Genomic DNA, 12,355 nt, shown 5'->3' on the forward strand with positions numbered 1-12,355 from the left:
TAACATGCGCGTCCCGGCCCGCCATCAGCGGGGGTTTACCCTGATCGAGTTGCTGGTGGTGATTGTCATCATCGCTTCGCTTGCGGGCATGGCGACGCTCTCCCTGCGCAATACAGATGCTCGCAATTGGACCGGTGAGGTTCAACGGCTTGCCAATCTGTTGCAGCTGGTGGCCGATCGCGCACTGATCGATAAAGCCCACTACGGTGTGGTATTCGAAGAGGCGAGTTACCGGGTGGTGCGTTACGATTCCTCGGCGCTCAAGTGGCTGGAGGTGGATTTCTCCGCAACCCCCGGTTCCGCCAATGCCAGCCGCTTTATGTCGCACGAGCTGCCGCCCAATATGCGTCTTGAAGTCCTTTCGCAAACGGAATTACCGGATGCAGATGGGCAGACCACCAGCTATTCCCCAAGCTCCTCAAGTTCAAACAGGCAAGACGACGAAGAGATAGCCCCGCAATTCGCCGCACTTTCGAGTGGTGAAGTATTGCCGGTGGAATTGGCGTTTCTGCTGATGCGTAACGGCGATGTGGGGCGCGGCGCGATTATTTCCTACAGCAGCCTGTATGGCATGGAGCTGGAGTGGCAGGCCGATGACTACTAGTCGTATCGGCGGGGCCGCCCGTTCTTTGTCGCCTATTTCACCCATGTTGAGAGCCCGGGGCTTCACACTGGTCGAGGTGCTGGTGGCACTGGTGATTTTCGGCGTGATTGCAGCGAGTGTGTTGAAGACGCTGCAGGACAGTGTGCGCCAGCAGGCCGCTCTGGAAGAGCGCCTGACCGCGAACATTGTGGCGCAGCAGATGCTGGCAGAAATTCGCCTGCGTACGGATTGGCCGCCCCTGGGTAAAGAGACCGAAACGGTCTTGCTGGGGGATCGTGAGTGGGAAGTCTCGGCAGAGGTGAAGTCCACCAAAGAGCCGCGTATGCGCCACATCATTGTGCAGGTAGGCTGGCCGGAAAAGCCCCCGATTCTCACCGTCGACTCCTGGGTAGCGGAGTAATAGGACGATGAAATCCTCGCAACTTTGCCCCGACTCGCCGCCACGCTTCCGCCCGCGTAACCCACAGCGTACTCCTCGCCGCGCCGGTGGTTTTACGCTGATCGAAGTAATGGTAGTGCTGGTCATCGTGTCGATTATTGGCATCGGCTCCTATTCATTACTCGAAACCTTCTTTACCACCGATCGCGTGCTGAATGCCCGCGCGGATGAGATGCGCCAACTTTCCATGGCGATGTATCGCCTGGATGATGACCTGCGCCAGTTTACGCCGCGCCCGGTAAAGAATGGGTACAGCGGCTATGAGCCGGCCTTCATAGGCGTGACCAACGAATTCGAATTTACGCGCCTGGGGGCAGCAAATCTCACCGGCGACCCTCGCGGCAACCTCCAGCGTCTGCACTATGGCATCGGTTATCCGGAAGAGGACGATGACCGCTTCGACTCCCTGGAGGATGATGACACGGTGCTGTTGTTGCGCAGCCGCTGGCGCGTGCTGGACCGCGGGCCCGACTCCGAGGCCGTTGTTGAGCCGGTGCTCGACGACATCGTAGAGCTCAATGTGCGCTACTTTGACCGCGATACCCGCGTCTGGCTGTCCCAGTGGCCACCGGTTTCTTCCGCCACCACACCTGGCGCGGTAGACCTGCGCTTGCCGCAGGCGATTGAGGTCACGTTGGTAACCCGCACTGGCGGCGAAATGCGTCGACTGTTTTCTCTGCCTGAATTCAACGCGTCCAATGCTGCATCTGGCGGCAGCTCGGGCGGTGCTTCCGGCGGCGGGTCAAATGGCGGTAACCAGAGTAGTGGCGGCAGCACTGGCGGAGCCGGTGGTAATTCAGGTGGCACCGGCGGTAATTCAGGCGGCGAAGGGGAGGAGCGTCAGTGAAATTGATGTCCCTCTCCCGACAGAAAGGCGTGGCATTGATTACCGTGCTGCTGGTGATGGTTATCGCCATTGCCGCTATTACTCATGCCGTCACCCGCAACCGCTTGGCGATATCCCGCACCAGTGCCATTTTGGCAAATACCCAGCTTGCCGAGTTTGTACATGGGGCCGAGGCGTGGGCAATTATTACCCTGGAAAAAGACTTTATTGAGGATCAGGCGGCATCCGAATCCAGTGATAACCTGATGGAGCTCTGGGCTCAGAAACAGGTTGAATTCAATCCTGATAACGGAAAAATTCGCATTTTAATCAAGGACTTACAGTCCTGCTTTAATGTTAATAATCTGACGGTTCCGCGCTCTGGTGGCGGATCCAGTTCGGGAGGAGGCAGAGGAGGATCTTCCGGTGGCTCCTCTGGTGGAGCTTCCGGCAGCTCAGGTGGCAGTTCAGGTGGTACTGCGGCGCATCAGGTGCTGCAGCGTTTGGTGCGCAATCTGGGCGGGCAGCCCGATGTCGCGCTGGCCATTGAAGATTGGCTCGATGCCGGCGACACCCCGTTGGCCTCCGGCTCAGAGGATACCGGCTACCTGGGGCTGGAGCTTGCCTATCGGACCCCGGATACCTTGATTACCGACCCTTCAGAATTGCGCGCGGTGCAGGGTATGGAGGCGGAAACATGGCGCCTACTGCGACCTGAGCTTTGCGCGCTGCCGGAGGCAGGCACCAGCGTCAACGTGAATACCGCATCTGCCGAATTGCTGAACGCTATGTACCCATCGGCGAACATTGCCGGGCTGATCTCTCAGCGTGAATCTGGTGTGGTATTCAGTCAGATGGCTGATCTGACCGCTTTTGATATCACTGGTGCAGGCGAGCTGGACTTCAGTACAAACTACTATGTCGCACATATTGCCGTGCAGTTGGGGTTGGAACACCGCCAGTATTGGGAGTCGGTATTGAAACTCGACAACACCACGGGAAAAATACAAGTAATCCAGCGCCAGCGGCGCGAGTTTTCCGGCCAGTTTTTGCAGGAATTATTGGGGGTCTAAGTGAGCCATGAAGTGAAACTATTGCGGTTGCGCGAGACCGGCACCGGTGCGGTAGCACTGGACTGCTGGCAAGAGGCGCAATGGCAGTCGGTGGCCATCGATGAAGATTTCGCGCAGGCCTTTGGCGGCGCGGATCAATTGCCCCCTGCAGCGGCTACGACTGCCGATGTGACGCCTGCAGCGCAATCTGTGTCGGGCGCGGAGCTTGCGTTCGAGCCAGGCGAGCGCGCGGTTCTCCTGCTTCCGGGGTCCTGGGTGTGGAATGGACTGGAATCCGTGCCCCGTGCGGCTCGCCGTCAAAGCCAGGCAGTGGGTTACATGGTGGAAGAGCAGTTGGCACAAGATGTCGAAGATCTGCATTTCACCTGCGAAGCGGTAGATGGCGATTTGTGCAGCGTCATGGCCGTCGGCAGCTTGAAGCTGGCGACGCTCAAAGCACAGATCGAGCGGCTCGGTTGGCCGGTCACGGCTGCGATCCCCGAATATCGACTGCTGGCGAACCTTCAGCAGGGCGCGGGCATTTGGCTGGAGCCGTCCTGGGCGCACTTCTGGGATGCACGCGGTCGCGGGCTTTCCGTACAGCGGCCTCTGGCTGGCGTAGTGGCCGAGAGCCTGTTGCATCTGGCGGACACAGCCGAACAAGCGCAGGAAGAGGGTGGCGATGACGTGGCTGCGGTCACGACAGAGGAGGGTGCCACTTTAACCCTGCTGGGCGATGCCACCGAATTGGAAGTCGCCACCCTGCAACAGCTCGGCGCTGTGGAAGTGCTTGAAAAGGCGCCGGAAGCGCTCTTCCTGGAGCGTCTGAAGCCGTCAGTGCCCGGTAATCTCCTTACTGGGGCCTACCAAGTGGCGCTGCAATCGGATGAGGGGCCCTGGTGGAAGAAACCCGCCATGGCCGTTGCCGCCTGCTTTGTCCTGCAGCTGGCATTCTTTATCGGCGCCGGTACTTATTACAAAGTGCAGGCCAATAGCGCGGATGAGCAGGCCCGCGCGCTGTTTACCGAAATCTTTCCCGGTGAGTCTGCGAGTGCGGATTTGCGCCGCCAGGTCGCCGGTTACCTCAATCAGGCGTCGGGCGGGGGTGGCGAATTTGCCGGTCAGCTCCAGCAGTTGAGTGGGGTCTGGGGGAGCGGAAGCAGTGCTGGCTTGAAGCTGCAATCACTGCGTTTTGATGGCGGGCGTGGGGAGCTGGTGCTGCAATTGCGCGCCGCCAACCTGGGCCAGTTGGATAATGTTGTGAACAAACTGGGGCAGGGGCAGTACCGCGCCGAGTTGTTAGCGGCAAATGAGCTGGAAAATGGTGTTTCCGGCCGCATACGTTTGCGTTGATTGCGCAGTAGCAAAGAAAGATTTTTATGAAGCAGACAATTGAACAGTGGCGTCAGAAGTGGACCGCGTTGCCTTCCAGCGACCAGCGTGCGTTGGCCATCCTGGGATTGTTTCTTGGCGTCATCATCATCGTATTCGGCCTCTTCAAGCCTGCGCAGTCCTACTTTGAGGGCGCACGCGCGGAGGTCGAGGCGTCGCGAGAGCTGGTGGCCTGGATCGAAAAGCAGCGTCCGCAACTGGAGCGTGTACAACGGAATACCGGTGGCCAATCACAGGCGCAGGGCACCTTACTGCAGCGGGTTACTGCGGCCGCTAAAAACCACAAAGTGACCATCAAGCGTTTCGAGCCGGAGGGCGATGGCCGAATTCGCCTGTGGGTCGACGAGGCGCGCTATCAGGATTTGCAGCCCTGGCTGAACACACTGCTGCAGCAGCGCTTCGTAATTCGCTCGATCAGCGTCGACGCACTGGCAGAAGAGGGCATGATCTCCGCACGTTTGACTCTCGAGCGATAGTTCGACCTTGTCTACTATCGATTTGCCTATCTATTCGCTTTTCTTGAAGGTTTCTGGTCTGTATGCCCATATTTAGTACGATTTTGTGGGTTTCAATTTTGACATAGACTCGGAATCTTTACGGATTGGCACCCCGCGTGGCGCGGTTTTCTCCCTATACTGGAAGGTATTATGAGGAAATAGGGGCCAACCATGCTGCTGAGACATTCCGAAGGTAATCACCTGATTGACGTTGCCGATATCGTAACGCTGGCTAACCCATACGAATTGACCGTCGTCGGCCGCTACCTGTGGGGAGAAGAGGTTCAGGACCCGGAAGTGTTCGACAAATCTCGCCTGCGCTTCCTGTCCGGGGAATCCTTGCCGCGCTGCTGGCACGATAGCCGGTATCGTGACCGCGAGGTCCGCCGGGTTAAGTGCGGCACCAAGGCGGATGACAGCGACTACTATCAAGGCGCGTAAGCGCAGTTCGATCGCCGGCTAGCTTCCGTTCGGTAAGTGCCTAAGCGTGCTTCTGCGGCGGGGCATGGTCCGGTGGACCAGTGGACCTCGGAAACCCGCGGATTTTCGCCGTGTGCTCGTGGTTTCGCGCCAAAAGCTCCTATACAATACGCGCCAATTTTTGCGCCGACGCTTTTGTTGGTCACAGTTTCCAGCGCCCGGGCAGTACTGGGAATCGCGTGTAGAAGAGGTTGCATGAGCTTCGAACTGTTTGAAGAGTATTCCCTGATCGTCGGTATTGGCGGCCTGATTCTTTTTATGATGTTTATCGTGTGGAATTTGGCCAAAGAGTCCAAGGCGGGTCGTTTCGGTACCTTTATCCTGTTCACTGCGCTTGGCCTTGGTTTGCTGGGTTTTGTGATAAAGACCGTGCTGGTGGAAGTCATGGGGTTGGGCTAGCAGCCCAGCTTACTGACGTTTCGGATACAGGGAGCGTTTCCCGGATACCTTTATGCCTTTATTTGATCACCCCGAACTCAAGGTTCAGAAAGATCGCCGTGTGTGCCGCAACACGGATACGCGCATCGCGAAATACAGCCGCCGCGGCATGCTGTTTAGTCTGCTGGCATTTGCGGTTGCGGTAGCCATCGGGGAACTGCGTGTTACCGCACCCAAGCTGGTATTGGTGCTGGCACTCGTGCTGGTATTGCTGACACTGGTCCGCGCCTACTACGTATTCCGCTTTGACAACCTGTATGCCACCGGCCCCAAGCGCTGGCGCAGCCGCTACTTTATTGCTTCTACGGCCGGTGCGGTTTGGTGGGGTGTCATCCTGCTGAGCCACGTTTTCTTGCTCGGATTTTCTCCCGCGACCCAGTTCCTGTGGCTCTATACCGTCGTATTCTGCGCGAGTGTCGCGTCCGTATTTTCCCCATATTACCGATTCCTCACTTGGTTCTTGGCCGGTTCTCTGGTGCCTGCGGCGCTGCAGGGGTTTATGACTGCCGATATCCTGGGCGCTATCTATGGTGCGCTTACTCTGGCTTTTGTCTGGCTGATGGCCCATCAGGCACGTCGCGAGTCAGAGAACTACTGGGATCGTGTTGCCGCCATGCAGGCGCTTCAGCAAAAAGCCAGTAATCTCGCAGAGGCGCGCAAACACTCAGACGCAGCCGTTGAGGTTACCAATGAGTTTCTCGCCAACGTGGGGCAGGAGTTCCGCAGCCAGCTCTCCGATTCTCTCGGTGCCCTGGCGCTACTGGAAGGTGACCGCCTGTCAGAGCGCCAACAAGAGTGGGTTCGGTTGGCCAAGAATGCCTGTAACCAGCAGCTGAAGCTGGTTGATAACGTGGGTATGTTCACCCGGGTTGCGCGCAAGGACATTCACCTGCGACGCACGCCATTCAACCTGGTGCGGACCATGGAGAAGGCGTTCAAGTTCGCTGCCCGCGCGGCCCAGCGCCAGCGGTTGGAGTTTAACTTCCAGATCAGCGAAGACCTGCCGGTAATGGTGACCGGGGACAACCGCAAGACTGCGCAGTTGATTCGCAACCTGGTGGACTCCGCCACCGTGATCGCGGACACGGGCGAGCTTTGGGGAGAGGCGACATTCGAACAGATTGGCGTCGATGAGGGGCAGTTGACCCTCAAGCTGGTTGATAACGGCCGCGGCGAGATTTTGCCCGACGAGTCGGAACTGTTTGGTGCCTTTTCACGCATGGATACCACCCAGGTCACCACTGGGCTTGGGCTCAGTATTGCCAAGGGGCTAGCAGAAGCCATGGGCGGTTTCCTGCAGCTGCATTCCTCGCCCGAGGGGAATCGCTACCAGGTAGTGATCAAATTTGAGATTGAGCCCAATCAGCGTATCTATTTGCAGCCAGATCGTCGCCTGCAAGATACCGAGGTGTTGCTGTTGCATCAGCGTGGGCTGTTTGTCGGCGGTATTACCCAAATGCTGGAATCCTTCGGCATGGAGATTTCCTGCAAGGCGTGGGATGACGGCAGCACCGAACCCATGGATGAACTGCTGCAGTATATGGAGCGGGGGCAGCTGGTAGTGCTGGCGCCAGCGGCAGGAGATGGGCGCCTGCTAAGCGGTGTTACTCAGGCCATACATTCGATCTCGAATGACAAGGCCAAATTCCCGCTGTTGTGCCTGGGTGGCTATAGCCACAAGTTGGAGTTTGCACCGCTGGCCGCTGCAGACCCGGAAGCGCAGTACCTTCCACGCCCAGTGACCAGAAAAGAGTTTCACGATGCACTCGTTGTGCGCCTGTTTGGCGGTCACAAAAAGATCAGCCGTCGCGTGGTCGGCAACCATTCTGAAGTGAATCGGAAAAACCATTTGTTGCTGATTGAAGAGTCGCGCCAGCACCAGGGTGTGACCGAAGAAATGGTGCAGGCTCTGGGGTATCAGGTGGAAGTGGTTCCGTCCGTGGAATCCGCACTGGCGCTGCTTCCCGATCAGAACTTTGATCTTGTGCTGGTCGACTGCCAGCAGAACACAGCGCACAGCGCCGAAATTATTGAGCAACTGCGCATCTGGGAGGGCGAGTATTCTCCCGATGACCGTTTGCCCATCGTCGCACTGACCAGCACCACGGAAGAACAGTTTGAAGGCCGTTGCCTCGCGGCTGGTATGGACGACTTCCTTACCAAGCCGTTGAGTAAAGACAGCTTGGCGGAAACGTTGGAGCGTTGGCTCGGCGAATAGCGTTGTTCCATTAAGGGTATAAAAGAATAGTTAGCTGGAAAGCAATTTCATGCAAAAAGGCCCGTCTCAGACGGGCCTTTTATTAGGGCGGTTGACGACTATTTATGTGTAATTAGAAGTCGTATTTCAGGCCCAGTTTAACCCGCCAGGTTGATTCAGTGGCTTCGAAGCGACTGAAGTTTCGACTTTCCAAACCACCAAACGGCTCGTCATAAGCGTACTGCCCCTGGTCATTGATGTCGAAGGCAAACAGTTTCTGCTGTGGATACTGGATGTCGTAAACCTTGCCCCAGTCTTCATTCAGCAAGTTGGCAAAGTTGTCGATGGTCAGGTAGGCCAAGCCCCTGTGTTCGGGCATAAATCCTGGCACTTCCTGGCTGATTGCCAGGTCCATGGTGGTCACCCAGGGCATATTGTGGGAGTACTTTTCAACAAAACCGCCCGCGCTGCCAGCCACGCCTACCGCGCGTGCCATTTCCATAATCTTCGCGTAACTGAGACCACTCTCAAAGTCCACGAGGGGGTCATCGGCACCGGAAGGAATGTAGGCCAGGTAGACATCTGAGTCATCAAAGTTAGGCTGATCACCGAAGCCATCGTCACGGTAGGACTCCAGTGTCCACGAGAACGGGCGGCCGGAACGACGCTCCATAAACAAATTGAAATTAGTGGCATATCCCTGGATAAATTCGGCGCGGTAGCCGAGATTTAACACAAAGCGGTGCTCAATTTCATAGTAGGCCGTGCCTTCAAGTGGCTGATTGCGGTTTTCCACCACTTCGTACTGGAAGTTAGATTCCGCAGTGGAGCTGGTGCCCGGGTTTACCTCGGTAATGTCCTGGTTTGTATAGGAGAGATTGACCGAGAGCCCGTTGTTGAAAGCCTTCTCCAGCGCTGTTGACCAGATAATACTGCGGCCACCATTATCGACATTGCTTAGTTCGAGGTCGTAGTTGCCTTCGGCATCGGTGCCAGCGTAAACACTGTCCCAGATGATGCGGTCACCGACACGCTGGCCACTGTCGATACGGGAGAGGTCGCGCCAGTGGACGGCATTGTCGCGGTCGACAAAGGTCAGTTCGGTGGTCCAATTGAAGTCTTCACCGAGTCCCGGCACAGCGAATACGTAATCAGCGGCGAGCTGGTAGCGCCAATCTGAGGGTAGCTCGAAATCCGGGTCAATCGTGTTGGTGCTGCCTGCGCCGGGTGCCAGGGCATCCATAGCGACTTGAGGCACGCGAGTAAATCCTACATCTGTCGCATCCAGACTGGTGAAGTAGGCTGCATCTTTGGTGCTGCCGTCATTGGTGTAGGCATTGGATACCCAAACCAGCGGCATACCACCACTGAAACGCCCGACACCACCGCGCAAGGTGAGGTCGTCCTGCAGTGTCCAGTTGAACCCTACACGCGGCAGGAAGATGTCACGGCCATCAAGATTTTCGGTGTTGCTGAAGCCATAGGTTGCTTCGAAATTTTCGTTCCGATTTGGCGCACTGTCGATACTGAGGGTCTCGTAGCGCAGTCCAGCCACCAATTCGAACCCGGCGAAGGGCTCGAGAGTGGCTTCACCATACAGCGAGTAGGTGGTGCCATTCACGTCGTACGCAATATCCTGGATGTTGTTGGTATAGGCATTGCTGTACTCGAAACTGGCAATCTCGCGATTCTCGAAATCATCCAGACTGTCGAATGTCCAGGTGCCCAGCGCATCGCGGCCATAAAGGTTATAGTTCCAGGTGTCTTCGAGCTCTGCACCAAACCGGTATTGCACGTCACCTGCCAAGTAGGTGCCATGCACACCAAAGTTCCAGACTTCGTTGGCGAGCACATTCGCATGCCGGTTTTCATCGACGCCGGCGACGATGGTGCCGTTCTCCGTACGGATATTGATTTCACCCCAATTTGAATTGGTGAGTGAAGCCTGCTCGTAGTCCTTGTACGACAGATTTATCTCTGTACTGTATACGTCGTTCCAATCAGAGAAAAGGTGCGCTGTGTAGTAGGTGGTGTCCTGGGCCATGGTCCACAGGTTGGAAGACAGGTTTAGCGCGTCGTCGCTATCGGTAAAGTTACGGGCAGAGCGTGTTTCCTGGTTGCTGTAGGTGAAGTCTGCGCGCTGGTTGTCGGCAATATTCCAGTCCAGTTTAAGCAGAACCTTCTCATCGCTGTCGGGAGTGGGGGCTGCGCCAATCCCATCCGTTAGCCCATAGGTGTTTTGCAGGATAGCAATGGCACGATCGCGTTCACTGGTCGTAACGTCGTGGTTAGCAAGCGTGTTCAGGTCATAGTCAAAGGCCACTTCTTCTTCCCACTTTTCGTAGGAAGTAAAGAAGAAGAGTTGGTCTTGGATAATCGCACCGCTAAAGGTCGCGCCGTAGGTTTTCTGTTCCGTGTCAATATCGATTTCATTGACGGAACCATCGCTTGGCAGCCGGTCGTCTTTCGCGGTGCCCGACCATGGGGTGCTCTCGAAATATACGCTGCCCTGATATTCGTTGGTGCCCGACTTGGTCACCGCATTGATGCTGCCACCACCGAACTTGCCGGCCCGCGCATTAAACGGCGCATAGGTGATTGAGATTTGCTCTACCGCATCCAGTGATATAGGCGGGCGGTTCGTAGGGTAGCCATTTGACTGCAGGCCAAACGTATCGTTGATGCCTACGCTGTCGATGGTGAGAGCATTGTATTTTGGATTGGTGCCGGCAATGCTGAGCTGGTTGCCATCGGGGCTAACAACTGCCAGAGGGTTGGCCCGAATCACTTCTTTTAGGTCGCGGCTGAATGTGGCTGCGGACTTGATCTGTTCTTCACCAAATACACTGCTGGAACCGCGGTTTTCATAGAACTGTGCTTCGGCGGTCACCACAACTTCTTCAACATCATTGACCTCAAGGGAGTCGCTATCCAGATCGATCGGCAGAACCAGCGGTGTGCCAAGGGTCAGATAAATGTCATTGAGGATCTCTTCACCGGAGCTGGACTCAACCTTCACAGTGTATGGGCCGCCGACCCGCAGACCCGATACATTGAAGCGGCCGGAGTTTCCGCTTTCAATCACACTTTGTGTATTAGAGGGCTGGTGAATAATCGTAATCTTTGCATCGTTTACTGGGCTTCCGGACTCGGCCGTTATCAGACCACGAATACTTGAGGTGGTTTGTTGTGCGCTGGCTGGTGACGCCAGGCCCAGAGCTGAAATTACCGCAGCGGAAAGTACTGCGATGGGGAATTGTGTGCGTTTCATGGAACTCTCCTAGTTCTCGCGTTGCTGATTTGACCTGAGTACTTGGTCGTGATGGCTTGCCGTATGCTCGGCACTTGCCACGCAACGCTGTGTATCTCGTTGAATTGGCTTCTATAGCCCACCGCTATGCAGGGGGCTTGCCGTTATTCGGCGCGCCTATTGTTGTGGAGAGTTCTTTCAGGCTGGTGAAACTATTATTTCGAATTTGTCTCTAACTTGTGACGAATATCCTGCACTGAGAATTCATATGCCAATTCATCCTTTGCAATAGTTCTGAAATAGTTTCCTTATAGTTTGTCGATGTTATTTCTTTGATGGGAAACACGACATGAGTTTCATGAACAGAATTGCCACGCTCGTGATTGCCGCTAGTGCCCTAATATCCGCCTCGCACAGTTATGCTTGGGGTGCAGATGGTCATCGCGCGACCGGTGAGATTGCCTGGCAGCTATTGGATACCTCGGTGCAGCAGAAGGTACTAACGCTTTTGGCGGCAAAGGGAGAGACAAGTCTCGCTGAAGCAGGTACCTGGGCCGATCGGATGCGTGGTGATGCGAGTTACGACTGGGCCAAGCCGATGCACTACATCAATTTGCCTGTGGCCTGGGAGGGATACGAAAAATCCCGCGATTGCCCTCAGTATGGTTGTATCGTCGAAGCGATTCATACTTATCGGGAGCAACTGGCAGATACCACGCGTACGGATGCTGAGCGCGCCGAAGCGCTGCTGTTTCTTGTCCACTTTGTAGAGGATATTCATCAGCCGATGCATACCGGCTTGCGTGAAGATCGCGGAGGCAACGATGTGAAGGTCACGTTTTATGGAGAAGAAACCAATTTGCATGCGCTTTGGGATACGCATCTTCCTGCACGCTTTATGGACAATTGGCAGAGTTTTGCCGCGCACCAGGTAGATCGGATTGACCGCCATCAGTTGTTTGACTTGGCAAATGACGAAATCGGTGGGCCTTTGGTCTGGCTGGCGGAGTCGCATCGGCTTGCGCATTCCAATGCATACAGCGATATGAGCGTATTGGGCGAAGACTATTATGAGAAGAATCGGGCAGTGGCAGAGTTGCGTTTGCGTCAGGGAGGTATGCGCCTGGCGGTACTATTAACAGATGTGCTGGCCAGCGAATAGCTGCGGAATAGGCAGAGG

Annotated in this window: 11 protein-coding genes; 10 read left to right on the forward strand and 1 reads right to left on the reverse strand. The window is 56.0% G+C overall.

From position 1 onward, the window contains the following. The first annotated feature begins 4 nt into the window (after nucleotides 1-4). The 9 genes from KUV22_RS02620 to KUV22_RS02660 all read left to right on the forward strand — a co-directional run bounded on the left by KUV22_RS02620 (nucleotide 5) and on the right by KUV22_RS02660 (nucleotide 7,946). Nucleotides 5-604: a type II secretion system protein gene (locus KUV22_RS02620; protein WP_222228120.1), complete on the forward strand. Its 600-nt coding sequence runs from the start codon at nucleotides 5-7 to the stop codon at nucleotides 602-604. Then, nucleotides 594-1,004 carry a type II secretion system minor pseudopilin GspI gene (gspI, locus tag KUV22_RS02625; RefSeq protein ID WP_261319074.1) on the forward strand — a complete coding sequence of 137 codons (411 nt, stop codon included), beginning with the start codon at nucleotides 594-596 and terminating at the stop codon, nucleotides 1,002-1,004. Before KUV22_RS02620 ends, gspI begins: the two co-directional genes overlap by 11 nt. Nucleotides 1,005-1,011: 7 nt before the next feature. Further along, on the forward strand, nucleotides 1,012-1,890 hold the full coding sequence (gene gspJ / locus KUV22_RS02630; protein WP_222228122.1) for a type II secretion system minor pseudopilin GspJ: 879 nt from the start codon (nucleotides 1,012-1,014) through the stop codon (nucleotides 1,888-1,890). A gap of 5 nt (nucleotides 1,891-1,895) precedes the next feature. Beyond that, a complete protein-coding gene (gene gspK / locus KUV22_RS02635) occupies nucleotides 1,896-2,942 on the forward strand; it encodes a type II secretion system minor pseudopilin GspK (protein WP_261319150.1) in 1,047 nt (348 codons plus the stop codon). After that, the gene (gspL, locus tag KUV22_RS02640) at nucleotides 2,943-4,274 is read left to right on the forward strand and encodes a type II secretion system protein GspL (protein WP_222228126.1); all 1,332 of its coding nucleotides are present in this window, start codon (nucleotides 2,943-2,945) and stop codon (nucleotides 4,272-4,274) included. A gap of 26 nt (nucleotides 4,275-4,300) precedes the next feature. Continuing rightward, nucleotides 4,301-4,789 carry a type II secretion system protein GspM gene (gene gspM / locus KUV22_RS02645; RefSeq protein WP_222228128.1) on the forward strand — a complete coding sequence of 163 codons (489 nt, stop codon included), beginning with the start codon at nucleotides 4,301-4,303 and terminating at the stop codon, nucleotides 4,787-4,789. Nucleotides 4,790-4,981: 192 nt separating this feature from the next. Further along, nucleotides 4,982-5,251 carry an acetyltransferase gene (locus tag KUV22_RS02650; RefSeq protein ID WP_222228130.1) on the forward strand — a complete coding sequence of 90 codons (270 nt, stop codon included), beginning with the start codon at nucleotides 4,982-4,984 and terminating at the stop codon, nucleotides 5,249-5,251. 234 nt (nucleotides 5,252-5,485) lie between these two features. Further along, a complete protein-coding gene (locus tag KUV22_RS02655; RefSeq protein ID WP_222228132.1) occupies nucleotides 5,486-5,689 on the forward strand; it encodes a DUF2788 domain-containing protein in 204 nt (67 codons plus the stop codon). A 52-nt stretch (nucleotides 5,690-5,741) separates the two neighbouring features. Then, complete coding sequence (locus KUV22_RS02660; protein ID WP_222228134.1) at nucleotides 5,742-7,946, forward strand: hybrid sensor histidine kinase/response regulator; 2,205 nt, start codon at nucleotides 5,742-5,744, stop codon at nucleotides 7,944-7,946. Nucleotides 7,947-8,058: 112 nt separating this feature from the next. On the opposite strand, the gene KUV22_RS02665 is transcribed toward KUV22_RS02660, so the two are convergent. After that, the gene (locus KUV22_RS02665; protein WP_222228136.1) at nucleotides 8,059-11,196 is read right to left on the reverse strand and encodes a TonB-dependent receptor; all 3,138 of its coding nucleotides are present in this window, start codon (nucleotides 11,194-11,196) and stop codon (nucleotides 8,059-8,061) included. A gap of 328 nt (nucleotides 11,197-11,524) precedes the next feature. Between KUV22_RS02665 and KUV22_RS02670 the strand changes: the two genes are divergently transcribed. After that, nucleotides 11,525-12,337 carry a S1/P1 nuclease gene (locus KUV22_RS02670; RefSeq protein WP_222228138.1) on the forward strand — a complete coding sequence of 271 codons (813 nt, stop codon included), beginning with the start codon at nucleotides 11,525-11,527 and terminating at the stop codon, nucleotides 12,335-12,337. The last annotated feature ends 18 nt before the right edge of the window (nucleotides 12,338-12,355 follow it).

The organism is Microbulbifer agarilyticus (assembly GCF_019800665.1).
GTDB classification, from domain to species: Bacteria; Pseudomonadota; Gammaproteobacteria; order Pseudomonadales; family Cellvibrionaceae; genus Microbulbifer; species Microbulbifer agarilyticus_C.